The sequence below is a fragment of the Janthinobacterium longum genome (assembly GCF_051380735.1).
Taxonomy (GTDB): domain Bacteria; phylum Pseudomonadota; class Gammaproteobacteria; order Burkholderiales; family Burkholderiaceae_D; genus Janthinobacterium.
The window spans coordinates 1,697,046-1,722,268 of sequence record NZ_JBNYXQ010000001.1; the positions used below are offsets into that span (position 1 = coordinate 1,697,046).

A 25,223-nucleotide genomic window follows, 5' to 3' on the forward strand; every position below is an offset into this window, starting at 1 on the left:
GGCGCGTACTTAAAAGTGTGTGCCGCTATATTTCGATCAATCCTGCAAGTAAAGAATTTATGTTCGAAAATTTGAAAAAAAAATTGGCTTTGGCTTCCATTTTATTTTGCTCAATATCTCACTCCCAATCTTTTGAACTACCTAAGGAACTGCAACGTCAGACACTCACTTTGTCGCGGCAAGGGGAAAAACCTACGTATGACAGTAAGCTGTGCATGAAAATCGCCCAAGGCACCAAGGAATGGCAGCCTAAAAATCCAGATGAAAAATCGGTCAAAAATATAATTCTTCATAAATCATCTGCGCAACTGAACGGGCTACTTTCATTTATTGGTGAGGATGTTATGTGGTGGGCTAGAATAGACAATGAGGTCAATATTGGCACACTACCCCGCGCCTTCCATGAATCAAACCACGTAATAGATTTGCAACTTACATCATGCAATGACGACAGAGCGACTTATTTTTTTAACGGCCAGGCCTACGTGACGGACCTGTTGCATGGTAGCATCCCGTCTTACACTATTGCCGCCGAAAAGATACCGGAAAAAATCAAGAGACAGCCGCTGGGCCGATATCCAACTTATTTTGAACGCGCCCGCCCCGCGCCGGGAAATGATTTAACTATTCTCGTCGATGAGTTGAACGCATACTTAACCGGTGCACAACTTGAAGTGGCGTTGGCCGATACCTATTTGTATGGCGAAGCTATCAAATCAGGAAAGTATCGAAGCTACGATGGAAATATAGCTGGTACAGCCGATTTCATGTTGTATCTTTTATCTTATCTAAAATCCGTCGAGGAAAAGTCGCCCGATTCATATTTAAAGATCAAAAACAGCCCATTATTCATTGCGCACGTTCAGCGATTGTGGACAGCCGCTGAGAGAGTTTTAATGGATGCGAAGCCCTATGCCACTGAAAACGGTGGAATTTATTATGTTGACCAGAATGTCCTTGATGTTATTTATTCTGGAAGCTATATCTCCGAGCTGGATAAATTGGGCCTGCCTCACGTCTCTGCTATTCAGATGAAGCTGGTCAAATGAAGACCATCCTGCAGTCCGAGGCCAGTGAATGTGCGCTGGTGTCACTGGCGATGATTTGCTCGGCCCACGGTCTACACGCGGATTTACCGGAATTACGCAGGCGTTTCCAAGTGTCCTTGAATGGCGCGACACTTGAACAACTGATCCGCTGGGCGACCAAGCTCGGCTTCTCAACCCGCGCCGTTCGCCTGGAAATAGACGAGCTTCCACACCTGCAGCTTCCGTGTATCTTGCACTGGAACTTGAACCACATGGTAGTGCTCAAGAGTGTGGGGGACGCGAAGGTAACGATCCTCGACCCGGCGATCGGCGAGCGTAAATTGGCGTTAAAGGAGGTTTCCGTTTACTTTACGGGTGTTGCCCTGGAGTTGACGCCGACGTCGGAGTTTGTCGCGAAAGACGAGCGCAAGCAGATTAGCCTGAAGACCATGACTGGCCGGGTCATCGGCCTCAAGCGTTCACTGCTGCAAATATTCGTCGTGTCGGTCGTGCTCCAGCTCTTCGCCGTTGCTGCTCCGTTATTGAACCAAGTGGTGGTTGACGAGGTGTTTGGCGCCAATGACAAAGATTTGCTGCCGGTTCTTATTTTTGGTTCAGTGATCGCGTTGCTGGTCCAGTCCTTTCTCAGTGTGACTCGAGGCTGGATGATCATGGTGTTAAGCCAAACTCTATCGCTTCAGTGGACCGGCAATGTATTTAATCACCTGATGAGATTGCCCATGGTGTATTTCGAACGGCGTCATCTTGGTGATTTGTTGTCCCGTTTTGGATCGATTTCATCAATACAAAATACATTGACGGTTCGAATTGTCACGGCAACTCTGGATTCGGTGATGGTCGTCGTCGCCCTTGGAATGATGTTGTTGTATTCGCCGTTGATGTCAATGGTAGCCATCGCTTCTTCGGTTTTATATGCTGGTATCCGCATACTTTCATACCACCCCTATCGCGACGCGGCAAAAGAAAGACTGATGCTGTCGGCCCGAAACAACAGCCATTTTCTGGAAACTATGCGCGCGATCCTGCCGATCAAGCTGTTTGGACGGGAAGAGAACAGGATCGCTCGTTGGAAAAATATGAGGGTCGACGTGCAAAATCGCGACGTGCGCACCTCGATCATGAATATCTGGTTTTCATCCGCGAATACCATCATTTCTGGTGCCCAGGATCTGGCGATGGTGGGCTTCGGTGCAATGCTGGTGATGAACAGCGGTGTCAATGGGAATCCAATATTTTCTATCGGTATGTTTTTCGCATTTTCCAGCTATAGCGGCCAATTCATTGGCAAGTCACTGTCGCTGATCGACTTTGCCATCGAGCTGAAGATGCTCAATTTACACTCGGAACGGTTGGCGGATATCGTATTGGAAAGCCCAGAACTCGATTCGGCCTCGGACAGCGACCTGAAGCATTTGGACGCGGTAGTGGAACTGAGGAATGTGAGTTTCCGTTATGGTGACGGGGAGCCTTGGGTGTTAAAAGACGTATCGCTAAAAATTATCAGCGGCGAGAACCTTGTTTTTGTGGGCCCCAGCGGCTGTGGAAAATCGACCCTGCTCAAGTTGATACTTGGTTTGCTTGAACCGAATGAGGGCGAAGTGCTATATGGCGGAATTAATATCAGGCAATTGGGATTGCGAAATTATCGTCAATTGATCGGTACGGTGATGCAGGAAGATTCGCTACTTGCAGGGAGTATCGCCGAAAATATCTCATTTTTCGATCCCCACATCAACATGGACAAGGTCGTTGAATGCGCGAGCTTCGCGGCACTGAGCGATGAAGTCAACAGGATGCCTATGGGCTTTCATACCTTGGTTGGTGATCTAGGTTCATCCCTAAGCGGAGGGCAAAAGCAGCGGGTGCTGCTGGCGCGGGCGATGTATAAAAGTCCGAAAATAATGGCACTTGACGAAGCAACCAGTCACATGGACATCAGAAATGAAAAAATCATTTCCCAGAAATTATCTGAGCTTAATGTGATACGCATCGTCGTCGCGCATCGGCCCGAAACCATTGCCTCTGCTAATCGCGTTGTGTGCTTGCAAAACGGCACAATTGTGGAAGAAGGTTCGGATTTTCATGCCCATGCCTTGATTCAGGTAAATGCCGGAACAGAGCTAGCCGTCTGTTGATTGGAATAGAAATGTCACTTTTCCGTGCTGAAGTTTACGAGCGTCGTACCAAGCAGTGGCTAGGCACTATCCAGCTCGCCAGGCCGATTTCTTTTGCCGTGGTCTGTTTTTTTTCGCTGGTCTTGCTTGTTTTAACTGTGATTTTTTTAATTAAGGGGGATTTCACAAGGAAGGCGCGGTTGGCCGGGATCTTGGTCCCGGTTGAAGGGACTGCGACCTTGACCGCGCCGGGCTCCGGTATCATCAAGGAAATACGAGCGCGCGAAGGCGACATCGTCGAGAGTGGCGGCGTGGTACTTGTGATCGATACGGAGCGACAAAGCATCGTTGATCGTCGCATCGGCTCGGATACCGCGCTTGCTGCGGTACAGATCGCGTCAAGGGAAAAGTCAGCCGAAGATGATCGCGCCAACCGAATTGCCATCACCAACCAGCGCGATCTGGCGAGATTGCAGCAAATCCGAAATGGCGAAGCTGAAATCGGCCAAATCGATGAAGAAATTCTGTTACAAGAGCGCCGTGTAAATCTAGTGACGAAAATGTTGGAGCGTTATCGCAAGTTGAAGGACGATGGTTTTTTCACAGAGGTACAGCTGCAGGCCAAGCAAGATGAAGAACTTGATCTGAACGCGCACTTGATTTCACTGGAGCGCAGTCGTATTGGCTTGGTCAAAAATCGCGAGGCAATGCAGGCCGAGCAGAAGACGTCGCAAATTGAGTTGATGTCTGAGCTTTCACAGTCGGATAGAACGTTGAGTAGCCTGCGGCAAGAGCGCATTGAGATGTTGTCGCGCAGGACAGCCGTCATCACTGCACCAGGCAACGGTAGAATTGCCGGACTCAGTGTTCAGGTGGGACAGTCCGTCCGTGAGGGACAATCGCTGGGCACGGTAATTCCGGTAGAGCACGGTATGACCACATTGCAGGCTCAACTGTATGCGCCCAGCAAGACTGTAGGATTTGTGCAGCTTGGTCAGCAAGTTCATCTAAGATACGCGGCGTATCCCTATAAAAAATTCGGTCTTTATCAAGGAACCGTAAAAGGCATTTCCACGACGCCTTTTGCCGTCAACGAATTACCAACCAACTTGTCTCAGCAAGTCGTCGCGCAATCGGGCAATAATGAAGCATTGTACCGGATAGATGTGACGTTAGAAAAACAGGAGATTACGGTATTCGACAGACGTATTGCACTCAAGCCAGGTCTAGCGCTGGAGGGCGATGTGCGGCAAGAGACGCGCAAATTGTGGGAGTTGCTGTTTGAGCCGTTACTGAGCGTAAAGGCCCAAGCTGAGGCGCGATGACACGTTTCACGGTAGATCGGCGGGGCTTTGCTGCATAAATGTCCGAGGCGCGCCTGAATCGCGGTTGCGGTGTGGACGTTATAGCCGACGATGCCTAAGCCCCTGGTCATCATGGAACGGGCATCCGGATCGGTCAGCGATATCTGCGTTTCGCCAGTCGCTTCGATTTCCTTGAGCGCAGCCATCTGCGGCTTCATCCAGGCGATTTTGTCGTTCAGCCGGGCGCTGCGCACCGCTTCGTCGCCGGCTCCCGCCTGTCAGCCGTGTCGAGTTCCGCCAGATAGCGACTGATGTTGCCTCGATCTCCGCCATCCTACGCTTAAGCTTTATCTGCGTGAAGTTACGGTCGCTGCTATTGACTGCCTTGAAATTGCTGCCGTCAATCGCTACCACTGCGTCCAAGAACAGGTCCAGTTGCTGGCACAGCAAGACGAATTGTCGGCACACAAGCAACAGTGCGATGGTAGCATATGGCACGTGGATGGTGTTCGCCGTGCTGGCGTCGGATATGGCAGCAGCGCCACCATGCGTCACCGCTTTGCGCGCGCGCTGCCGCTGCTGGAACGGCTGTCGGGCGTGATGCTGATCGTGCTGGCGGTGCTGCTACTGGTTCAGGCCGCCGGATCGAGGTAAAACACCGCGTACACTTTCAACGGCGATGTTTCGGTGGCTTTTTCGGAACGCACCACCGAGCAGTCGTCGGCGGCCAGGCTGCGCCAGTTCTGGATGCCGGCCTTGGCGAACATGGCATGGGCCGGGGCGTTGGCGGCCAGGTCCAGCACCAGGCAGGCGTTGCGCGGACCGGCGCCGTAGTTGACGGCGCGGATTTCGATGCCGAAGGTGGTCATCCATGGTTCCCACAGGCCTTTTTCCTTGCCGGCCGCGATGCGGTCCAGCATTTCGCCGAAGCTCAAGCCTTTCTTGACGGTATCGCGCAGGGCCTGCAGCGAAGGCGCCAGGCGCGGGTCGGGCTGTTTGTTGCCGGCACGGATTTCAGCGATCGCTTTCAGTTCCTTGATGATGGCTGCGTCGCGCTCGGTGTAGTCGCGCATGCGCGCATAGAAGTCGGCGTCCAGGAAGGGATTGACGGTCAGCTTGGCAACGCCCTCTTCGCGGCGTTTCGGGGAAGGCGTGTTGGTTTTGGTCATGGCGATGAGGGCTAGGAAAACAGGGAGGGCCGCCAGTGTACCACCTTGCGGCCCTGCCAACACCATCAGGAACGCGGTGGCGCGGTAGATTCGCGCACCACCAGCTCGGGTTTGAGGCGCACATCGACGACCGAGGAATCGGGCGCGTCGATGGTTTGCAGGATCAACCGCGCCGCTTCGGCGCCGATGCCGTGGTGGCGGATGCGAATGGTGGTCAAGGGCGGGCGTATCATGTCCATATAGGGCATGTCGTTGTGGCCGACCACGGAAATGTCTTTCGGGCAGTTCAGGCCCAGCTCGCGGATGGCGTCGTAGCAGCCGATGGCGACCAGGTCACTGCCGGTGACCACAGCGGTGGTTTGCGGCGACTGGCGCAGCAGTTCCAGCAAGGCCGCCTTGCCGCATTCGCGCGAATAGCCGCTGCTTTCAAACACAAAGGCCTGCGAAGCATCGAGTTCGCTGGCCTCGATGGCGGCCAGGAAACCCATGCGCCGCACATGGCCGGTGGACAGGTTTTCCGGGCCGGCGATATGCGCGATATGGCGGTGGCCCAGCGCCAGCAAGTGGCCGACGGCCAGGCGCATGCCGACCACGTCGTCGCTGACCACGCACGAGGCCACGCCGTTTTCATCGCTGCGGTTGACGGTAACCACCGGCACGTTCTGCGCCATGCACATCTTGATGACGGGGTCATCGCGCCGCGCAGTGGCCAGTATCAGGCCGTCGACCTGCTGGCCCAGCAGGCGGTTGATGACAAACAGTTGTTCTTCTTCGTCTGCACCAACATTGGCAACGATGGCCAGGTAGCCATGCTTGCGCAGGCCTTCCTCGATGCCCAGCAAAATCGGCGGAAACACGGCGTTGGTAATGTCTGGCAGCACCACACCAATAATGCGTGACTTCCTGGTCACCAGGGTCGAGGCGGCGCGATTCGGGCGGTAGCCCAGGCGGCTCGCTTCGGCCAGCACGCGCCTGGCGACTTCGGCGCTGACCTTTTGCCGCGTTTCCGGGTTCATCACGCGCGACACGGTGGAAAAGTGCACGCCGGTGGCCCGCGCAACGTCGCTTAAGGTGGGATTCTTGTTTGTCATGGGTTTTCCGGATGCAATAGCGTAATTTTATCGCACAAACGGCGTGCACCGTTGAAACCCGAGCAAGCGCTTGCATTAGTGCATGCCCCTTCTTCAAAGCGGTTTTCATGGGATTGTCACAAATAGAGCCTTGACAGCGTGCAAACGCTTGCATAACATGGCCCGGACTTACCACTCGGGCTATCGCGCCCCACCAGGAATTCTTATGTCTACTGCCCAAAGCAAGCACGCCGAGCAAACCGGCGAAGCATTCAACCTGAAAGAAGCCGCCCTCGCCTATCACGCCGAACCACGCGCAGGCAAGATTTCCGTCACGCCGACCAAACCGCTGGGCGACGCCCGCGCCCTGACCCTGGCGTATTCGCCGGGCGTGGCGTTTGCGTGCGAGGCCATCGTGGAAGACCCGCGTTCGGCCGGCATCTATACCTCGCGCAGCAACCTGGTGGCTGTGATCACCAATGGCACCGCCGTGCTGGGCCTGGGCGATATCGGCCCACTGGCCAGCAAACCGGTGATGGAAGGCAAGGCCTGCCTGTTCAAGCAGTTCGCCGACGTCGACGTGTTCGACATCGAACTGGCCGAGAACGACCCGGACCTGTTTATCGACACCGTGGTGCGCATGGAGCCGACTTTTGGCGGCATCAACCTGGAAGACATCAAGGCGCCGGACTGCTTCTATATCGAACAGCAACTGCGCAAGCGCATGAAGATTCCCGTCTTCCATGACGATCAGCACGGCACCGCCATCATCGTCGCGGCCGGCATCCTGAACGGCCTGGAACTGGTCGGCAAGGAGATCGGCAACGTCAAGGTCGCCGTCTCGGGCGCCGGCGCGGCCTCGATCGCCTGCCTGGACCTGCTGGTTTCGCTGGGCCTGAACAAGTCCTTGCTGAAAGTATGCGACAGCCAGGGCGTGATCTACCCAGGCCGCGACGCCAACATGGAAGAGAACAAGGCGCGCTACGCGAATGACACCAGCGACCGCGACCTGGCCGATGCCATGGTTGGCGCCGACATTTTCATCGGTGTCTCGAAAGGCGGCGTGGTCAGCGCGCAGATGGTCGAAGCTATGGCCGCCAAGCCGCTGATCTTCGCCCTGGCCAATCCGCATCCGGAAATCGCGCCGGAAAAAGTGCACGCCGTGCGCGACGACGCCATCGTCGCCACCGGCCGCTCGGATTACCCGAACCAGATCAACAACGTGCTGTGCTTCCCGTACATCTTCCGTGGCGCGCTCGACGTCGGCGCCACCACCATCAATGAAGAGATGAAGCTGGCCTGCGTGCGCGCCATTGCCGCGCTGGCCAAGGAGCCGCTGCCTGGCCACGAAACGAGCGCCTTGACCCCGCTGCAACTGATCCCGTCGCCATTCGACGAGCGCCTGCGCAGCTGGGTGGCGCCAGCCGTGTCGCAAGCAGCGATCGACAGCGGCGTGGCGACGCGCGCACCGGCAAAATAAGATCCTGTGGCATGGCCGGCTGCAAGCCTGCCATGACGGCCTGGCGACAAGTTACTATTGCTTACAAAAAAGAACCATGGTGCAAACCATGGTTTTTTGCGTTTCGCCCTATGGAAACGGCCAAGCTGCAAGGCTTTTGACACGCCTGGCATGCTCTTTTAACGCATGGGTTTCGTCTACAATGGCGCCTGCCGTGATGTTGCTACAGTAACCATTTTTTACCGGATTCTCCAGGAACCTGCAATGCTGCGTTTAACCTCTGTCTGCGTTTTTCTTTTTTCAGCCTTGTCCTTGTGCGTTGGCAGCGGCTATTCGCTGGGCGCCGTGGTGCTGTTACTGAGCAGCACCTGCCTGCTGTGGCAACGTCCCCGGCTGGGCCTGCAGCGCCAGGACTGGCTGTTGATCGCGGCGCTGCTGACGTACTGCCTGGTGTTTGTCGCCAATATGCTGTACCACGGCGATCCGGGGCGCGAATTCGACATGCCGCTGCGCGCCCTGCTGGTGGTGCCGGTGCTGCTGCTGCTGCTGGCCTATCCGCCGCGCCCGGGCGCCTGGTGGAGCGGCGTGGCCGTCGGCGCCATCGCCGGCGCCGCGCTGGCGCTGTGGCAATTCACGATGCAGGACATGCCGCGCCCGCAAGGGTCGACCAGCAATGCCATCCATTACGGCAATGTCAGCATGCTGCTGGGAATGTTGTCGCTGTCCGGTCTGGAGTGGGCCAGGGCGCAACGGCGGGTACTGGCCTGGCGCGTCTTGCTGCTGGCCGGCTGCCTGGCCGGCGTATTCGGTTCGGTGATCAGCGGCAGCCGCGGCGGCTGGGTGGCCTTGCCGGTATGCGTGCTGATCATCGCCATCCAGAATTCCCGTATCCATGGCTTGCGCTACGTCGCCATCACCTTGTCGGCGGTGGCGATGCTGGCAGCCATCGCCTGGTATTTGCCACACTCGCCGATCCGCGCGCGCACTGCCATTGCGGTGACGGAAGTGGAAAAGATGAACGAAGCGAGCAATGCCACCACCTCGATCGGACAGCGCTTCGAAATGTGGCACACGGCGCTGCTGCTGTCGTCCGAGCGGCCTTTGCTGGGCTTCGGGCGCAACGGCTATTTGCAGGAAAAGCAGGAACTGGCCGCCGAGGGCAAGATCGGCATCATGACGCGCGACAACACCAATGCGCACAATGACTATCTCGATGTGCTGGTCAAGCGCGGCGCGGTCGGCCTGCTGGCCCTGTTCGGCCTGTTCCTGCTACCCCTGTGCCTGTTTGCACGCGCCCTGCGCCACGGTGCGGCCAGCGGCCACCCGTTTGCGCTGGGCGGCGTGGTGCTGTGCGCCTGCTACATCATCTTCGGCCTGACCACCAGTTCGCTCACATTGAATATCGGCATCATCATGCTGGTGTTCCCGATGGCCATGCTATGGGCGCTGCTGCGCCATGCCCAGCGCGGCACCTGACTGACAGGGCTCACCGGTGATCCCCCATTGAGTGCGTGCACTGAGTCGTGGTATTGTCCCATCGGCAAATAATGCAAGCGCCAGCCACCGCCATCGCAGGACGCCGGCGGCCTGGCTTGCCCGACTCACTCCACCACACCGTATTGCACCATGACCCCTCTGATCCCCGCCGCACTGCTCGCCCAGTCGGACAAGATCCTCTTTGTCGCCCACCTGGCGCTGGGAGACTACACGTATATGCAAAACGGCTTTCGGGCCTTTGCCGCCGCCTATCCACATCTGAAGATCCACCTGTGGATCGATGAGGTACGGCGCACCGACGACGCGGCGCAATGGGAAAGCCTGCGCACCTATTCGCTGTATGACTGGGTCGAGCAATCGGGACTGTTCGCCAAGGTGTACCGCAAAACCTACAGCCCGGCGCTGTACGAGGAAAGCGTGCGCGAGGCGCAGGCCGAGCATTATCCGGTGGTGGTGTCGCTGGCGCATATCCGCCCTCAGCGCTACGCCCACCTGGCGCGCGCCATCAGCCCGGACGGCCTGGTGATCGGCATGCGCAAGCGCGTGACCATCCTGCGCCCGATGCACTACTTTGCCTACCGCAAGCTCGACGCCCTGCTGACGCCTTATGCGGGGCAGGATGCGGGCGAACACCATATCAGCGCCGTCTACGCCGACTGGTTCCGCCAGCTGACGGGGCTGGACATACCGCTGTCCGAGCGCTACCCCTACGTGCACCTGCCGGAAGAGGCCTTGCAGCAGGCCCGGCAGCAGCTGGCCAGCTGGGGGTTTGACCAGCGCCAGGGGCCGCTGGTGCTGCTCAATCCGTTTGCCAAATCGCACAAGCGCGGCTGGCCATTGGAACGCATCAGCGAACTGATACAACGCATGCAGCAGCAGCCCAAATGGGCCGGCGCCTGCTTCCTGATCAACGCCATGCCGCACGACCTGGCCAAGGTCAACGCCGCCGTGGCCGCTGCCGGCCTGGCGCGCACGCAGGCCTTCAGCGCCGTCGACAACTTCTTCCAGCTGCCGGCCATGCTGGCGCAGTGCGACCTGATCATTTCCGTGGAAACCTCGATCATGCACCTGGCCAATGCCGTGCACGTGCCGGTGGTGGCGCTGATGCGCAAGAAGAATCCGGAATGGGCGCCGTTCGACAGCGCCAACAGCACCGTGCTGACGGTAGCGAAACGCAACGACTGGGTCGATGCGATCAGCGTCGAGCAGGTGCTGCAGGCTATCCAGTAGTATCCGGGGGCTAGTCGGTCCCCAGCATGCTGATGCGCACCAGGTCGGCCACATTGTCGACCCGCAGCTTGTCCATCACGCGCGCCTTGTGTACTTCGACGGTACGCACGGAAATACCCAGCACGGGAGCGATATCGCGGTTATGGCGGCCAGTGACTACCAGCTGCATCACTTCGCGTTCGCGCGGTGTCAGGGTGCACAGCAAGTCCAGCCCTTTCTGCTGGCGCCGCAACTGGCTGCGCGTGGCCGCCTCGCGCGAAAACGCTTCGGCGATGGCCGTCAGCAGCTTGTCATGGTCGAATGGTTTTTCCAGGAAATCGCTGGCCTGGGCCTTGAAGGCCTGGCGCGCCAGGGTCACGTCGCCATGGCCGGTGACGATAATCACCGGCAGCAGGCAACCTAGCTCCAGCAACCGGCGCTGCAGCGACAGCCCATCCATGCCCGACATGCGGATATCGATCAGCACGCAGCCGGCCCATTCGCGCTGCCAGCCCAGCAAAAAATCCTCGGCGCAAGAAAACAGCGCGGTGCGGTAGCCGCGCACGCCCAGCAGCAAGCCCAGCGCATCGCGCACGGCGGGGTCGTCATCGACGATAAACACGGTCAGATTACTGGTCATTGCTGCTCTCCGGGCGATGCCGCAGTGGCGCGCGCCAGCGGCAGGATAAAGCGAAAAATACCGTGGCTGCCGACTTCGGCCCACAGTTGGCCGCCATGCGCCTCGACGATGCTGCGACTGAGCACCAGCCCCAGTCCCAGGCCACTGGCCTTGCTCGATACGAACGGCTCGAACAAGCGCGCCGCCAGGCTGCTGGAAATACCGGGGCCGCTGTCTTCCACCGACAAACGCAGGCGGCCGCCATCGAGCCGCTCGGCGACGAGGGTGATGCGGCGCCGGCTGCGCGGCTGGCCCAGCACCGCGTCCTGGGCATTGGCCAGCAGGTTGCGCAGCACCAGTTCCAGTTGCAACCGGTCGGCATTGATGGCCAGTGGCTGCGGTGGCGCCAACACCAGCTCGATGCCGTGTTCATGAAACTGCGGCATGAACTGGCGCGCGATGCCGGCGATCAGGGCGCTCGCCTCGACCACTTCGAGCTGCATCGCGCCGGTGCGGAAAAAATCGCGCAGGCGGCGTACCACCTCGGCAGCCCGCCCCGATTCGACGATCATGTGGCCGATGGCATTTTGCAGCAAGGCACCATTTTCACCGCGTTCGAGCAGGTACTCGCAGGCCTTGCCGTAGGTTGACAGGGCCGTCAGCGGCTGGTTCAACTCATGCGCCAGGGCGGCCGCCATTTCGCCGGCGGCGGCCAGGCGCATGGTGTGCTTGAGTTCATGCGACACCTGGCGCACTTCGTCAACCACGATGCCGATAAAAAAGCCCACCAGCGCCAGCATGGCGTCGAGCAGCTGCAACTCGTAAAACTGGATATGCACAGCATGCGACCATTTCACCAGCGTGATGATGCACAGTTGCAAGGCGAACACGGCCAGCACGGCGCCATACAGGCCCTGGCGCGAAGCAGCCCAGATCACCGGCAGGAACAGGAAATAGAAATGCTTGTATTCGCAGCGCAAAATGGAGCCGAACACGCTCCACAGCACGAAGCCGCCCAGCGCCATGTAGGCCAGGGTTTCCCAGCGCCAGATGGCGTTGCGCAAGCGTCCACGGCCTTGCTCGCTGACCAGTACCCAGATCAGCGGCATCGACACCAGCATGCCCACCATGTCGCCAACGCCGAAGCGCAGCAGCGCGATGCCCCATTCGCCAGGCGGGATACGCCCCGTCAGCGACAGCAGCGACATGTAACCGACGGCGTTGAACAGGGTGCCGGCCATCACGATGCCGGCCCAGGCCAGCAAACGGCGCCGGTTGTCGAACATATTGCTGCTGCTGAAACGGCGGCGCAGGGCCTCGCCTGTCATGCCGTAGCCCAGCACCAGCCAGGCCGAGCAGAGCACAGTCAACGGCAGGCCGGCCGGCATGCCACGCACCAGCACTTCGGCGCTGAGCAGCGCGACAAACCAGGGCAGCGCGGCCTTGCGGCCATGCATCAGCCAGAACACCAGGCCCAACGCAGGATCCGGATTCCAGGGCGTGATGTTCAGGCCATACATCGGATCGATGTAAGTGGCCCAGTCAAACAGCAGGTACAGGCCAAGAAACGCGGGGTACTGCAGATGGCGGGGCAGGGATGGGCGCATAACGGTGTTTTTTTAACGTCCCGCATTATGCATCGCGGCCGCCTGGAGCGCCATCATATGTTGCATTTCAAGCACAGACAATAATATTCATGCAAGTTATGGCATCACCACGGGCGCCAGCGGCAGGCGCACCTCCACCAGCAGCCCCTGGCCACCATCGGCCTGGTGTAGCGCAATGGCGCCGCCATGCCGCGCCACCACCGAGGCGACGATGGACAAGCCCAGGCCGCTACCGGGCTGGTCTTGCTGGGGCGCGCGAAAAAAACGGTCGAACACGCGCGCATGCAGGGCGGCCGGAATGCCGGGGCCCTGGTCGGCCACGTGCAGTACGGCATGATCACCCTGCGCATGCAGCGACACCGTCACGCTGGCGCCGCGCGGACTGTACTTGATCGCGTTTTCCACCAGATTGTCGATCAGCGACACCAGGCTCTCGCGCTGGCCCGGCACGCACAAGGGCACGGCAGCCTGCAATTCGAGCTCAATCCCGCCGGCCTGCGCCAGCCAGGAAAGGGCCGCCAGCCGGTCCTGCAGCAAGACGTCAAACGCCTGTGGCGCCGCCCGTTCCCCGGCTTCGGACGGCACTTCGCTGCGCGTAAGCCGCAGTAACTGCCCCACCAGCCGCGCCGCACGGCTGTTGCTGTTCAATATGCCATCGAGCAATTCCTGCTGGCGCGGATCGCGCGCCTGCCCCTGCAAGGCCTCGACATTGATGCGCATCGCCGCCAGCGGCGTGCGCAGTTCATGCGTGGCGTCGGCAATGAAACTGCGTTCGCGCGCGGCGCTGGTGTCGACCCGCTGCAGCAAGGCGTTGATGCTGTCGACCAGGGCGGCAAGTTCGCCATGCGACGGCTTGAAGGCCAGCGGACGCAGGTCGCGCGGGCCGCGCGCCGACACTTCCTGCGCTACCTTGTGCCACGGCCGCAAGGCCAGGCGGATCGACAGCCAGGCCGGCAACAGCAGGAATGGCAGGCTGATCAAGAGTGGCAACAGATAATAGCCGCGTGAATTGATGGTGATGAAAAACTGCCACGGCCCACCAGCTTCCAGGATGGTCACGCGGGTGGCGCCCTCGACCACGGTGTGCGTGCGCCACACCTGTCCCTTGATATCGAGCATTTCGGCATCGACCGGGCCGGCGCTGCGGATGCCTGCCGGCGCATCGACCGAGCGGTAAATCAACTGGCCGTTGCGCCACACCAGGGTGCGCGGCGCGAGCTCGGGCATGCCGCCCGAAGCAAAATCTTCGCGCAGCGCCTCGTCCATCGCGCGCAGGCTTTCATGCTGGCGCTGCGGCTGGTCGGCCAGGTTGTCGGCCACGTTGGCAATCGCGCGCAGCACGCCATGGCTGATGCTGCTGTCTTCGTCCGTACCTTCGATCAGCACGAAGGCCACCGCCAGGCTCCACACCACGCTCAACATCAGTACCTGCGCCAGCATCAGGCGGCGCACCAGGGTCGGCCGGCCCACCATCTGCCAGCAGCGCCGCAGCAGACCGCTCAGCGGCGTCATGGCGCCTCGCTGTGCTGGTCGATCACATAACCCACGCCGCGCACGGTGCGGATATAGCCCTCGCCTATCTTGCGGCGCAAATTTCCCATGTGCACATCGAGCGTATTGCTGGCATTGGCCAGGCCACCGGGCAAGATATGTTCTTCCAGCACGCGGCGCGTGATGACGCGGTTGGCGCGCATCAGCAAGGTTTTCAGCAAGGCATATTCGCTGGCCGTCAGTTCCACTGCGCGTCCCTGCACGCTGACCCGGCGCGTCGGCACCTGCAGCATCAGGCCGCGCAGCTCGATGGTATCGCCGTCAAAACCGTAGCTGCGGCGCGCCAGCGCCCGCACGCGCGACAACAGCTCGGCCAGCACGAACGGTTTCACCAGGTAATCGTCGGCGCCGCCGTCGAGGCCACGCAGGCGCTGCTCGACCGTATCACGGGCGCTGAGGATCAGTACCGGCAGGCGCGCCGCGCGCAGCCGCGCCAGCAAATCCAGGCCGTCGCCATCGGGCAGGCCCAGGTCGAGCAGCACCAGTTCGCAACTGTCGTGTTCGATGCTGCGCGCCGCGTCGTCCAGGGTGCGCACCCACACCACCTGCATGCCCTGGTCGCGCAAGGCAATCCGCACGCCGTTGCCCAGGTCCATATCGTCTTCGATCAGCAAGATTTTCATGAACGGTATTAAACCACCGCAAGCTGAAGAACAGGTAAAGAAAGGCGCTTCATGCAATCCTCATGCAATCCTCAGGAAAGGTTTAGCCTTACTTCAAGGCAACGTTGCATACTGCGCACTGTCAATCGAGCCATACGGGACTCGGTTCTCCACCTGAAGGAACCACCATGCAATCATCCACCCTGCTGGCCATGGCCGGCCTGCTGTGCTTTCCCCTGTCCGCGCTGGCGGTCGACGATAGTTCCGGCAACACCAGCGGCAACGTGCTCACTGTCGGCGCCGGCGTGGCAGCCGGCAGCCCCTATGCGGGCGATGACAGAACCCGTGTCATGCCCCTCATCGTGCTCGACTACAGCATGGCCAACGGCTTTTTTGCCAGCACCATGCGCGGCCTCGGCTATGGCAGCCAGGCCGGCGCCTTCAGCTACAGCGCCGCGCTGGGCTACCGCGGCGAGCGGGCCGACCACAAGCGCAGCGGCTTGCGCGGCCTGGCCGGCAGCGACTACCTGAAAGGCATGGGCAAGGTCGAAGGCAATGCCAGCGCCCTGCTGAGCCTGGGTTACTCGCCGCTGCCCGGCGTGCAGCTGAGCGTGGCCGGCGATATTCCACTCAACCACCGCGAAAATGGCGCCACCTTGCAGCTGGGCGCCAGCGGCCAGGTCTACAGCCGCAACGACAGCCGTGGCATGCCGCAAGACACGGTCAGCCTGGGCTTGCAAACGAGCTGGGGCGAAAAGAAATACCTGCAAACCATGTATGGCGTGACAGCAGCGCAAGCGGCCAGGACGGCATTTCGCCAGTACACGCCGAAGGGCGGTTTTTACGAAGCGCAGGCCAGCGTCAGCTGGGGACACCGCATCGATGCACGCTGGCGCGTCAACACCGTGCTGGGCGTGGAAAGGCGCCTGGGCGACGCAGCAAATAGCCCCGTCGTGCAGCGCAAGAGCGCGCCGATGGGCGCCGTGTATGTCACGTATAGCTACTAAAAACCGCTCGCCATAAGGGAAGCCCGTACGCCATTTCGCCAATTTACAGGGGCAATGGCGCTGGCTAAGATGGGGCCGTTTTCCTGACAACGGCACCCTTCCATGCAAGCTGCGCACCCTGTTCTGCCACCCCATGCACATGCCACCGAGCATGCTGCAAGTGCGACCGGCAGCGGTCAGGCAACGCTGCAATTGCTGCTGCCGGTCAAGCACGTCAGCGACATCGTCTACGGCGCGCGCTACGCCAGGCGGCTGCGCGAGTGGGGCATCAATGTCCATGTCAGCCTGCTGCATGTGACGCCGCCGCTGGCGCAACATGCCGACGGCACCGCCATCCACGGCCAGCACCAGGACGGCAGCGGCGCCGCCGCGCAATTGATGCGCGAAGCGGGGCTTTACCTGAGCCGCTCGCATCTTTCCTTCAGCACCCATATTTTTTCCGGCGAACGCCTGTTCACCATCCTCGATACCGCCGAACTGCTCGGCTGCCATGAAATCGTTTTGCCGGCGCTGAAAAGCAGCCCATGGCAGCGCCGCTTTGCCGACACATTGGCGCACAAACTGGCGCGCGCCACACGCAGCGCTACCGTGTTGCTGGCCGACGCCGACGGCTTCGGCGGCCCGCCTGCGGCCTGACTTTCCCTGAACTTCGCCCCTTATTTTCTTTCCCAAGGACTGTCCATGACACCAGCAATTACTTTGCATGCCGGCCTGACCAATATGCCGCCCGGCCTGGCGCGCCTGCGCGAGCTGCTCAAGCTGCAATTGCGCGCCCGTTTGCAGCAGCGCGAGACACGCGTCTGGCTGCAACTGCTCAATTCCCATCCCGTCTTCCACGACTTGCTGCAGGCCTATCCGCGCATGGTGCACAAGGTGTACCGGCATTACCTGAGCAAAAGCCTGTCGTGCCACCAGCGCGTGGCCTTGCTGGTCGACCACTACCGCTTCATCCTGCAACAGGGTTGGGGCAAGCTGATGGTGGATGCGGCCCACCAGCCGGTGCTGCTCGGTTCGGTCGCAGGCAAGTCTGGCGAGCTGTACCACCTGAATTTGACGTCGCTGTCGCGCATGGACCGCGAAGGCGAAATGGTGCTGCAACTGATGCACGGCGGCGAGATGCTGTATGCGGTGGTGTTTACCTTCTTCGGCTGCCGCACGCGCGCGCCGATGGAAGTGGGCGTGCGCGTCGGCTGCATCCAGGGTCCGAAGGGCCAGGACGGCCTGCGCCGTGTGCGCGAGGCAACGCGTGACCTGCACGGCCTGCGTCCCAAATTCCTGATGCTGCGCCTGGTGCGCCAGCTGGCCTGGGAGCATGGTTGCCGCACCATGATTTTGGTCGGCAACGACAATCGCGCAGTGCACCATTCGGCGAGGAAAAATGGCCGCCTGCTGGCCGACTACAATGGCGTATGGCAAGAACTGGGCGCCCAGGCGCGCCGCGATGGCGACTTTGAATTGCCGTGTGAAAACCTGCCGGCGCCGCTGCTCGCAGAAATCGCCTCGAAAAAGCGCTCGGAAGCGCGCAAGCGCCACGAACTGACGCTGGCCATGATAGCGACTTTACGTAGCGGCCTGGAGAACCATAGCGTCGCCGCTGCCCTGCCCGGCATCGCCCCTGCCGCCAACGACGACCGGCATCAGTTTGCACCGGCCGCTGCCGTCGCCTGACCTCCTGCCCCGGCAAGCCCGGCGCCCCGCCCCTGCGCCCAGCCAGCCACACCAGCATCTACCACGGTTTCATCCGCAGCACGCAGACAAAAAGCATGCTCTCCGCATTCCTGTTACGCTAACAAAATCGGTGGGCACGCAGGTGCACCGTTTTTCCCAACGCTTACAAGGAGGCAGTTATGCGCGTCGATATTTACCGTCGAGCCGAACACGATGGCATTTTTTCCTATCTGGCCGTGCCAGAAGGAAAGATCATTCCCGAAGAAGTCACGAGCACCGACTGGCAACTGGAAACCCAGGCCAGCGAAGTAGCCGACGATGCCCAGGCCTTGCCCGACTACCATATCGAACATCCGCTGCAGCAGATCGCGGCAAAAGGCTATGCGATCACCAGCCTCAAGGATATGTAAGGTTGTACTGTAAAAAAAGCCGGACCTTCACGGTCCGGCTTTTTTTCGTTATGGGCTTGACGCCTCAGTATTCCACTTCCACTTCCTTCGCCCCCAGTTGCTGCACCAGCGCCGTCTGCAATTCATCCGATGGCGCCACCTTCCACTCGTCGCCAAACTGCAGCACGCAACTGACGCCCTGCGGGCTGACCTTGGCCGCGATCGGCAAGCCATCCTGGGCACGGTAAGGCATCAATACGTCGCTGATGCGCTTCATGTCGAGCGTGGTCGGCAAGCTCAATCCCAGCTGGCGGCCATACTGCACGCGTGCCGAGATAATGTCGAAAGCACTCTCGGCCATGATGCGCAAGCCGCCCGAAAAACGGTCTTCCGAGACCTTGCCCACCACCGCCAGGAATTCGTCTTCCTTGAAGATCTTCTTGTTCTGCTCGAACAGTTCGCTGTACACCGTCACCTCTACCGTGGCGCTCTTGTCGTCCAGGGTGACGATGACGATCTTGCCGCGCTGCGTCATCTGCGTGCGCAGGCCCGTAATCACGCCGGCCATCATGCGCGGCTCGCGCGACGGCGACAGGTCCGACAGCTTGGTGCGGGCAAAGCGGCGCGCTTCGGGCGCGTACGAATCGAACAGGTGGCCGGACAAATAAAAGCCCAGCGCGATCTTTTCTTCCGTCAGGCGCTGCTTGTCGGTCCACGGCAGCGCCTTGACGTACTCGGGCGGCGCCACCATGTCGCTGTCGTCGCCACCGAACAGGCTGACCTGGTTGGCCGCCTTGGCGGCCTGGTCGGCGCACTCCATGGCAAACGCGACGGAAGCGAGCAAAATCGCGCGGTCGACCTTCAGGCAGTCGAAGGCGCCGCTGCGTATCAGGGACTCGATGGTGCGGCGGTTGATCTGTTTCTTGTCGACCCGCTTGCAGAAATCGAACAGGCTGGTAAACGGCCCGCCGGCTGTGCGCGCGGCGATAATGGCCTCGATCGCGTTCTGGCCGGATCCTTTCACGGCGCCCAGGCCATAGCGGATCTGCGTGACTTTCTTGCCGCTGACGGACGGCGCTTCGCCGCTCGGCGTAAAGCGGTAATCGGATTCGTTGATATCCGGCGGCAACAAGGTCAGCTTGCAGATTTCCAGCGCGTCTTCCACCAGGATCTTGATCTTGTCGGTGTCGTCCATCGCCAGCGACAAGTTGGCTGCCATGAAGGCGGCCGTGTGGTGCGCTTTCAGATAGGCCGTGTGGTACGACAGCAAGGCGTAGGCGGCGGCGTGCGATTTGTTGAAACCGTAGCCGGCGAACTTTTCCATCAAGTCGAAGATCTCGTCGGCTTTTTCAGCCGTCAGGCCGTCTTTGGCCGCACCGGCGCGGAAGATCTCGCGGTGCTCGGCCATCTCTTCGGCCTTCTTTTTACCCATCGCGCGGCGCAGCATGTCAGCGCCACCCAGCGAGTAGCCGCCGACGATCTGCGCCATCTGCATCACCTGCTCCTGGTACACCATGATGCCGTAGGTTTCGGACAGAATCGATTCGGTGCGCGGATCGGGGTAGTCAAAGCGCTCGCCGTGCTTGCGTTTGCAGAAGTCGGGGATCAGGTCCATCGGGCCCGGACGGTACAAGGCAACGAGCGCGATAATGTCTTCGAAGCGGTCGGGGCGCGCGTCTTTCAGCATGCCCTGCATACCGCGTGACTCAAGCTGGAACACGGCCACGGTCTTGGCCTTGGTCAGCAGCTCGTAGGACGCCTTGTCGTTCAGCGGCAAGGTTGCCAGGTCGAAATTGGCCTGGGCCGGGTCGAGCTGCTTGATATAGCGCACCGCGCGGTCAAGAATGGTCAGCGTGGTCAGCCCCAGAAAGTCGAACTTCACCAGGCCAACGGCTTCGACGTCATCCTTGTCATACTGCGACACCACGCCCGAATCGCCGCCCTGCGTGTAGAGCGGGCAAAAGTCCGTCAGTTTTCCTGGAGCAATCAGCACGCCCCCGGCGTGCATGCCGATATTGCGGGTGATGCCCTCGACCTGCTGCGCCAGGTCCAGCAGCTGCCTGACCTCTTCCTCGTTTTCCTGGCGCTCCTTGAGCAGCGGCTCTTCCTCGATGGCGTCGGCAATGCTGACCGGCTTGCCCGGCTTGAACGGAATCAGCTTGGAGATGCCATCGCAGAAGTTATAGCCGAAATCCATCACGCGGCCGACGTCGCGGATCGCGCCCTTGGCCGCCATGGTACCGAAGGTGGCGATCTGCGAGACCGCCTCCTTGCCGTACAAATCCTTGACGTGCTGGATGACGCGGTCGCGCCCTTCCTGGCAAAAGTCGATATCGAAGTCGGGCATCGAAACGCGTTCAGGGTTCAGGAAGCGCTCGAACAGCAGATTGTATTGCAGCGGGTCGAGGTCAGTAATGAGCAGCGAATACGCGACCAGCGAACCGGCGCCAGAACCCCGGCCCGGGCCCACCGGCACGCCGTTTTCCTTGGCCCATTGAATGAACTCGGCCACGATCAGGAAGTAGCCGGGGAACTTCATGTTGCAGATGGTATCGGTCTCGAATTTCAGCCGCGCCTCGTAGCGCGGGCGTTCCTTCTCGCGTTTTTCCGGATCAGGGTAGAGCTGCAGCAGCCGCTTTTCCAGGCCGGCCTGCGATTCGGCAACCAGGAATTCGTCGATTGTCATGCCCGGTGGCGTCGGGAAATTCGGCAGTTGCGGCTTGCCCAGGGTCAGGGTCAGGTTGCAGCGCTTGGCGATCTCGACCGAATTGGCCAGCGCCGCCGGCAGGTCGGCAAACAGTTCGGCCATTTCAGCCTGCGACATGAAGCGCTGGCTGTCGTTGAAACGTTTCACACGCTTGGCATTGGCCAGCATCTCGCCCTCGGCAATACAGGTACGCGCTTCGTGGGCAATAAATTCTTCGGGCGAAATGAACTGCACCGGATGCGTGGCCACCACCGGCAAGCCCAGCTTGGACGCCAGCGCCACCGCATGGCGCACCTGCGCCTCCTGGTTGGCCTGGCCGCCACGCTGGATTTCAATGTAAAAATGCCCGGGGAAAATCGAGGCCCAGCGCTGGGCGTTGCGTTCTGCCAGCGCCAGGTTGCCGTTTTCTATCGCGGTGCCGACGTCGCCAAAATGCGCGCCCGACAACACGATCAGGCCATTGGCCGCACTTTCACCGGGGTACAAATCATAGGTATTGGTGGCCAGCGCCTGCAGCCATTCGATGCGCACTTCGGCGCGGCCCTTGTACTGATTCGTCAGCCAGGCGGTCGACAGCAGTTCGCACAGCTGCAGATAGCCCATGCGGTTTTTTGCCAGCAGCAGCAGGCGCGACGGTTTTTCGCGGTTCTCATCGTTGGTGATCCAGACATCGACGCCGACCACGGGCTTGATGCCCTTGCCGCGCGCGGCCTTGTAGAACTTCACCATGCCGAACAGGTTCGACAGGTCGGTGACGGCCAGCGCCGCCTGTTTGTCTTTGGCAGCGGCGCCCACGATGTCGTCGATACGCACCAGGCCGTCGACGATCGAATACTCCGAGTGCACGCGCAAGTGGACAAATCCAGGGCCTTGCGTGGCGGACCGAAGCGTTGCCGGAGCGCCGGCTTGCTGCATTACCATTTCCATCTTTGTGTACCCATCGTGCAAAATTCAATGGGGTCTATTCTACCGCGTCGCGGCCATCGGCCGGGTATCGTGGCTGGCCCGGCGGGCTTATAATACCGGCTGTTCAGTCTAACCCGATCGCCATCATGCAAGCCACACCTTCCGCTACCGCCGCTGCCAGCACGCTGGCCGCCACACCACCTGTTACTTTTGTCAATATTGCAGCGTATAAATTCATCACGCTGGACAATACCGAAGCCATGCGCCCGCTGTACCAGGAGCAATGCCTGGCGTTGGCGCTGAAGGGCACCATCCTGCTGACACCGGAAGGCATCAATATGTTTTTGTCGGGCACGCGCGAGCATATCGACGCGTTTCTCGGCTGGGTGCGCAGCGACGAACGGCTGGCAGACCTGGAGTGGAAGGAAAGTTTGTCCAATGAGCAATCGCACAAGCGCATGCTGGTGAAACTGAAAAAAGAAATCATCACCATGCGCATGCCCTTGATCAAGCCGGAACTGGGCCGTGCGCCGTCAGTCGATGCGCACACGCTCAAGCGCTGGCTCGATGCCGGCGTCGACGACGCGGGCAAGCCGGTGGTCATGATGGAAACGCGCAACGCGTTTGAAGTCGATGTCGGCACTTTCAATAACACGCTCGACTACCGCATCGACAAATTCACCGAGTTCCCGGCTGTTGCCGCCGCGCACAAGGATGAACTGGCCGGCAAAACCGTGGTGACCTTCTGCACCGGCGGCATCCGCTGCGAAAAAGCCGCCATCCACATGAAGGAAATCGGCTACGACAGCGTGTACCAGCTAGATGGCGGCATTTTGAAGTATTTTGAAGAGGTCGGTGGCGACCATTACACCGGCGACTGCTTCGTGTTCGACTACCGCACCGCGCTGAACCCGAAGCTGGAACCGACCGAAACGGTGCAGTGCTTCGTGTGCCGCGCGGTGGTCACGCCGCGCCAGCAACTGGCGCCCGAGTATGTGTACGAGGTGTCTTGCCCGCATTGCTACGGCAAGAAGTAGTCAGCCTGAGGACGCCGCTCCTGCCGCTTTGGTGCAGGAGCGCAGCGCACTCTAATCCGGGCGGCGTGGTGGCCACGCCAGGCTGAAATCACCATGCTGCAGTGACAGGTTCGGGCTGTAGGCCGGATCGTGCTGCAACAAGGGCGCCCAACGCTGCATCATGTAGCGCACTTCGCGGCCAAAACGCGCACTCTTCTCGGCTGTATCGTCCAGCCCGCGTGTGGCCGACTCGTAGTGATACAGCTCGGCATACGGCGTCAGCACATTGGTATAGCCGAGCTCACGCACGCGCAGGCAGAAATCAACGTCGTTGAAAGCGACTTCCAGCTCGACTTCATTGAGCCCACCCACTTCCTCGTAAATGCTTTTGCGGATTACCAGGCAAGCCGCAGTGACCGCCGAAAAAGCACTGAGCAAGCAGGCACGGCCGAAATAACCGTAATGATGGCGCAGCATGCGGATGTGCGCATGACCGGCCACGCCACCCAAGCCGACGATAACACCGGCGTGCTGCAGCGTATTATCGGGATACCACAGCCGCGCGCCCACCGCGCCGATACCGGGCTGCAGTGCATGGCTGACCATCTCGTCGAGCCAATCGGGCGTAATCACTTCCAGGTCGTTGTTGAGCAGGCCCAGCACTTCGCCCCTGGCGTGGCGCACCGCGCCGTTATTGAGCGCCGAATAGTTGAACGGACGGTCATCGCGCAGCACGCGCACACGCTGGTCATGCTGCACGCCAGCCAACCATTCCAGCGTGGCCGGGTCGTCGGAACCATTGTCGACGATCAGTATCTCGTAATGCGGATATGTGGTGCGTGCAAGTATGCTCTGCACGCAGGTACGCAGCAGATCGAGGCCGTTGCGTGTCGGGATGATCAGGCTGACCAGCGGCAACTGGGCCGGCAGCGCATAGCGCACCCGGTAGCCACCTTGCACCAACTGCACACTGGCGTCCACGCCACGGCGCGAAAAATGGGCATTCAAGGCCCGCTCGCCGGCCAGTTGTGCGTAGGGCTTGGCGTCGCCCGACATGGCCGTGCTGTCACCATGGACACGCCAGTGATACAGCACGCGCGCAATGTGATGTATCTGATGGTCTTCGATCCGCTCTATGCAGCGCAGTGCCAGGTCATAATCCTGCGAGCCTTCCATCCCCAGCTGGAAACCGCCAACCTCGCGCACCAGGGCGGTGTGATACGCGCCCAGATGGGAAATCATATTCTGCGAATAAAACAGTGGGCGGTTCCAGTCAGGCTTGAAATAGGCGCCGAAACGCTGGCCATCGGCATCGATCTTGTCTTCGTCGGAATAGATCACGCGCACATCGGCCACTTCGTTGATCGCCTCGGCCACCCGGAACAGGGCCTGTTCACTGAGCACATCGTCGTGATCGAGCAGCGCGATCCAGTCGCCGGTGGCAAGGGCGAGGGCACTGTTCGACGCGGCCGAGATATGGCCGTTCTGCTCGCGGAACGCGACCTTGATACGGCTGTCCTCACGCTGGTAACGTTCAAGGATGGGGCGGATTGCCGCATCGGTGGAACAGTCGTCGGCAATGCACAATTCCCAATGCGGGTAAATCTGCTGGCGCACCGATTCGATCACCTCGACCAGCCAGGCCGGGTTGGGGTTGTACGTGGGCATCACCACACTGATCAGCGGCTGCGCCGCAAACAATTCCTGGCGCGCACGCAGCTGCGCGCGCTGCTCGTCATTCAGCAGATCGTAGCGGCGCACCCATTCGGCGTAATCATGGCGCTCGGCGGCGCCACCGGCTGCCGGCACGCCATTCGGGTTACCCGTCTGCGCCGCCCGGACCAGCGCCACGCCACGCTGCAACCCGGCAATGCCATTGCGGCGATAAGCGACAACGGCCTTGGCCAGCGTCGACTGCAAGCCGCCACCGAGGCGCACCGCCGAACGCACCAGCCGCCATGCGCGCCTGGCGCGCTTGACCTGGGTACCCGCATAACGCAAGCCGGCCGTGCTGCGCCAGCTGGTGGAAGCACGCAGCGCGGCAATCTCGGTATCGCGCTCAGTGAGCACCTGCTGCACATGCGCAACACGCTGATCACGCTGCGCCAGCTCGTGTTGCACTTGAGCAATAAGTTCCTCGCGCTGCGCCAGTTCGCTGGCGTGCAGCTGCTGCAATGCCGTCAACTGGGCTTCGACGCCCTGCAAGGCTTCGTCAGGCGCCTGTTGCCGCACGCTCCATGGATTGGCACGCTGGTCAAATGCAACGCCATGAACATATTC

Annotated in this window: 18 protein-coding genes and 2 pseudogenes; 11 read left to right on the forward strand and 9 right to left on the reverse strand. The window is 60.3% G+C overall.

The genetic code is table 11. The annotated features are described in order from the left end of the window. The first annotated feature begins 59 nt into the window (after positions 1-59). Genes ACQ4WM_RS07780 through ACQ4WM_RS07790 form a run of 3 tightly spaced genes read left to right on the forward strand, consistent with a single transcriptional unit; the run spans position 60 to position 4,488 of the window. Positions 60-1,049: a hypothetical protein gene (locus tag ACQ4WM_RS07780; protein ID WP_436546092.1), complete on the forward strand. Its 990-nt coding sequence runs from the start codon at positions 60-62 to the stop codon at positions 1,047-1,049. Then, positions 1,046-3,184: a peptidase domain-containing ABC transporter gene (locus ACQ4WM_RS07785; protein WP_436546093.1), complete on the forward strand. Its 2,139-nt coding sequence runs from the start codon at positions 1,046-1,048 to the stop codon at positions 3,182-3,184. The genes ACQ4WM_RS07780 and ACQ4WM_RS07785 overlap by 4 nt, the downstream gene beginning before the upstream one ends. 11 nt (positions 3,185-3,195) lie before the next feature. Further along, positions 3,196-4,488, forward strand: coding sequence for an HlyD family secretion protein (locus tag ACQ4WM_RS07790; RefSeq protein WP_436546094.1), 1,293 nt, complete (start codon positions 3,196-3,198; stop codon positions 4,486-4,488). Between the two features lie 65 nt (positions 4,489-4,553). Here the strand turns inward: ACQ4WM_RS07790 and ACQ4WM_RS07795 are convergent. The 3 genes and pseudogenes from ACQ4WM_RS07795 to ACQ4WM_RS07805 all read right to left on the reverse strand — a co-directional run. After that, positions 4,554-4,935, reverse strand: a pseudogene (locus ACQ4WM_RS07795) (IS5/IS1182 family transposase); the annotation flags it as partial. A gap of 164 nt (positions 4,936-5,099) precedes the next feature. Then, positions 5,100-5,636 (reverse strand): hypothetical protein, encoded by a 537-nt coding sequence (locus ACQ4WM_RS07800; protein ID WP_436546095.1) that lies wholly within the window; start codon positions 5,634-5,636, stop codon positions 5,100-5,102. Positions 5,637-5,701: 65 nt separating this feature from the next. Next, positions 5,702-6,727 (reverse strand): LacI family DNA-binding transcriptional regulator, encoded by a 1,026-nt coding sequence (locus ACQ4WM_RS07805; protein ID WP_436546096.1) that lies wholly within the window; start codon positions 6,725-6,727, stop codon positions 5,702-5,704. 205 nt (positions 6,728-6,932) lie between these two features. Between ACQ4WM_RS07805 and ACQ4WM_RS07810 the strand changes: the two are divergent. The 3 genes and pseudogenes from ACQ4WM_RS07810 to ACQ4WM_RS07820 form a co-directional block, all read left to right on the forward strand. Beyond that, positions 6,933-8,171 (forward strand): annotated as a pseudogene (locus tag ACQ4WM_RS07810) (malic enzyme-like NAD(P)-binding protein); the annotation flags it as partial. Between the two features lie 258 nt (positions 8,172-8,429). Next, positions 8,430-9,641, forward strand: a complete 1,212-nt coding sequence (locus tag ACQ4WM_RS07815) for an O-antigen ligase family protein (RefSeq protein ID WP_436546097.1) — start codon at positions 8,430-8,432, stop codon at positions 9,639-9,641. A 150-nt stretch (positions 9,642-9,791) separates the two neighbouring features. After that, positions 9,792-10,892: a glycosyltransferase family 9 protein gene (locus ACQ4WM_RS07820; protein ID WP_436546098.1), complete on the forward strand. Its 1,101-nt coding sequence runs from the start codon at positions 9,792-9,794 to the stop codon at positions 10,890-10,892. Between the two features lie 10 nt (positions 10,893-10,902). Here ACQ4WM_RS07820 and ACQ4WM_RS07825 read toward each other — a convergent pair whose 3' ends face one another. From ACQ4WM_RS07825 to ACQ4WM_RS07840, 4 genes are all read right to left on the reverse strand, one after another. Continuing rightward, positions 10,903-11,511 carry a response regulator transcription factor gene (locus ACQ4WM_RS07825; protein ID WP_436546099.1) on the reverse strand — a complete coding sequence of 203 codons (609 nt, stop codon included), beginning with the start codon at positions 11,509-11,511 and terminating at the stop codon, positions 10,903-10,905. Continuing rightward, positions 11,508-13,097, reverse strand: coding sequence for an ATP-binding protein (locus tag ACQ4WM_RS07830; protein WP_436546100.1), 1,590 nt, complete (start codon positions 13,095-13,097; stop codon positions 11,508-11,510). Before ACQ4WM_RS07830 ends, ACQ4WM_RS07825 begins: the two co-directional genes overlap by 4 nt. Before the next feature lie 96 nt (positions 13,098-13,193). Continuing rightward, positions 13,194-14,609 carry an ATP-binding protein gene (locus ACQ4WM_RS07835; protein ID WP_436546101.1) on the reverse strand — a complete coding sequence of 472 codons (1,416 nt, stop codon included), beginning with the start codon at positions 14,607-14,609 and terminating at the stop codon, positions 13,194-13,196. Next, positions 14,606-15,271 carry a response regulator gene (locus tag ACQ4WM_RS07840; protein ID WP_436546102.1) on the reverse strand — a complete coding sequence of 222 codons (666 nt, stop codon included), beginning with the start codon at positions 15,269-15,271 and terminating at the stop codon, positions 14,606-14,608. The genes ACQ4WM_RS07835 and ACQ4WM_RS07840 overlap by 4 nt, the downstream gene beginning before the upstream one ends. Positions 15,272-15,438: 167 nt before the next feature. Here ACQ4WM_RS07840 and ACQ4WM_RS07845 point away from each other — a divergent pair, with 167 nt between their 5' ends. The 4 genes from ACQ4WM_RS07845 to ACQ4WM_RS07860 all read left to right on the forward strand — a co-directional run bounded on the left by ACQ4WM_RS07845 (position 15,439) and on the right by ACQ4WM_RS07860 (position 18,335). Beyond that, on the forward strand, positions 15,439-16,257 hold the full coding sequence (locus ACQ4WM_RS07845; RefSeq protein WP_436546103.1) for a MipA/OmpV family protein: 819 nt from the start codon (positions 15,439-15,441) through the stop codon (positions 16,255-16,257). A 102-nt stretch (positions 16,258-16,359) separates the two neighbouring features. Then, a complete protein-coding gene (locus ACQ4WM_RS07850; RefSeq protein ID WP_436546104.1) occupies positions 16,360-16,893 on the forward strand; it encodes a universal stress protein in 534 nt (177 codons plus the stop codon). A gap of 45 nt (positions 16,894-16,938) precedes the next feature. Further along, complete coding sequence (locus tag ACQ4WM_RS07855) at positions 16,939-17,925, forward strand: VirK/YbjX family protein (RefSeq protein WP_436546105.1); 987 nt, start codon at positions 16,939-16,941, stop codon at positions 17,923-17,925. A 179-nt stretch (positions 17,926-18,104) separates the two neighbouring features. Next, positions 18,105-18,335, forward strand: coding sequence for a DUF6139 family protein (locus ACQ4WM_RS07860; RefSeq protein ID WP_094441797.1), 231 nt, complete (start codon positions 18,105-18,107; stop codon positions 18,333-18,335). Between the two features lie 64 nt (positions 18,336-18,399). Here ACQ4WM_RS07860 and dnaE read toward each other — a convergent pair whose 3' ends face one another. After that, positions 18,400-21,948, reverse strand: coding sequence for a DNA polymerase III subunit alpha (gene dnaE / locus ACQ4WM_RS07865; RefSeq protein ID WP_436546106.1), 3,549 nt, complete (start codon positions 21,946-21,948; stop codon positions 18,400-18,402). Between the two features lie 125 nt (positions 21,949-22,073). Here dnaE and ACQ4WM_RS07870 point away from each other — a divergent pair, with 125 nt between their 5' ends. After that, entirely contained in the window at positions 22,074-22,964 is an 891-nt protein-coding gene (locus ACQ4WM_RS07870; RefSeq protein ID WP_436546107.1) for a sulfurtransferase, read from the forward strand. A 51-nt stretch (positions 22,965-23,015) separates the two neighbouring features. Here the strand turns inward: ACQ4WM_RS07870 and ACQ4WM_RS07875 are convergent, their stop codons facing one another. Then, on the reverse strand, positions 23,016-24,896 hold the full coding sequence (locus tag ACQ4WM_RS07875) for a glycosyltransferase family 2 protein (protein ID WP_436546221.1): 1,881 nt from the start codon (positions 24,894-24,896) through the stop codon (positions 23,016-23,018). Positions 24,897-25,223 lie beyond the last annotated feature (327 nt).

Coding starts and splice junctions, on each gene's coding strand:
- ACQ4WM_RS07780 (WP_436546092.1), top strand. CDS start 60: ATGTTCGAAAATTTGAAAAAAAAATTGGCTTTGGCTTCCATTTTATTT.
- ACQ4WM_RS07785 (WP_436546093.1), top strand. CDS start 1,046: ATGAAGACCATCCTGCAGTCCGAGGCCAGTGAATGTGCGCTGGTGTCA.
- ACQ4WM_RS07790 (WP_436546094.1), top strand. CDS start 3,196: ATGTCACTTTTCCGTGCTGAAGTTTACGAGCGTCGTACCAAGCAGTGG.
- ACQ4WM_RS07800 (WP_436546095.1), bottom strand. CDS start 5,636: ATGACCAAAACCAACACGCCTTCCCCGAAACGCCGCGAAGAGGGCGTT.
- ACQ4WM_RS07805 (WP_436546096.1), bottom strand. CDS start 6,727: ATGACAAACAAGAATCCCACCTTAAGCGACGTTGCGCGGGCCACCGGC.
- ACQ4WM_RS07815 (WP_436546097.1), top strand. CDS start 8,430: ATGCTGCGTTTAACCTCTGTCTGCGTTTTTCTTTTTTCAGCCTTGTCC.
- ACQ4WM_RS07820 (WP_436546098.1), top strand. CDS start 9,792: ATGACCCCTCTGATCCCCGCCGCACTGCTCGCCCAGTCGGACAAGATC.
- ACQ4WM_RS07825 (WP_436546099.1), bottom strand. CDS start 11,511: ATGACCAGTAATCTGACCGTGTTTATCGTCGATGACGACCCCGCCGTG.
- ACQ4WM_RS07830 (WP_436546100.1), bottom strand. CDS start 13,097: ATGCGCCCATCCCTGCCCCGCCATCTGCAGTACCCCGCGTTTCTTGGC.
- ACQ4WM_RS07835 (WP_436546101.1), bottom strand. CDS start 14,609: ATGACGCCGCTGAGCGGTCTGCTGCGGCGCTGCTGGCAGATGGTGGGC.
- ACQ4WM_RS07840 (WP_436546102.1), bottom strand. CDS start 15,271: ATGAAAATCTTGCTGATCGAAGACGATATGGACCTGGGCAACGGCGTG.
- ACQ4WM_RS07845 (WP_436546103.1), top strand. CDS start 15,439: ATGCAATCATCCACCCTGCTGGCCATGGCCGGCCTGCTGTGCTTTCCC.
- ACQ4WM_RS07850 (WP_436546104.1), top strand. CDS start 16,360: ATGCAAGCTGCGCACCCTGTTCTGCCACCCCATGCACATGCCACCGAG.
- ACQ4WM_RS07855 (WP_436546105.1), top strand. CDS start 16,939: ATGACACCAGCAATTACTTTGCATGCCGGCCTGACCAATATGCCGCCC.
- ACQ4WM_RS07860 (WP_094441797.1), top strand. CDS start 18,105: ATGCGCGTCGATATTTACCGTCGAGCCGAACACGATGGCATTTTTTCC.
- dnaE (WP_436546106.1), bottom strand. CDS start 21,948: ATGGAAATGGTAATGCAGCAAGCCGGCGCTCCGGCAACGCTTCGGTCC.
- ACQ4WM_RS07870 (WP_436546107.1), top strand. CDS start 22,074: ATGCAAGCCACACCTTCCGCTACCGCCGCTGCCAGCACGCTGGCCGCC.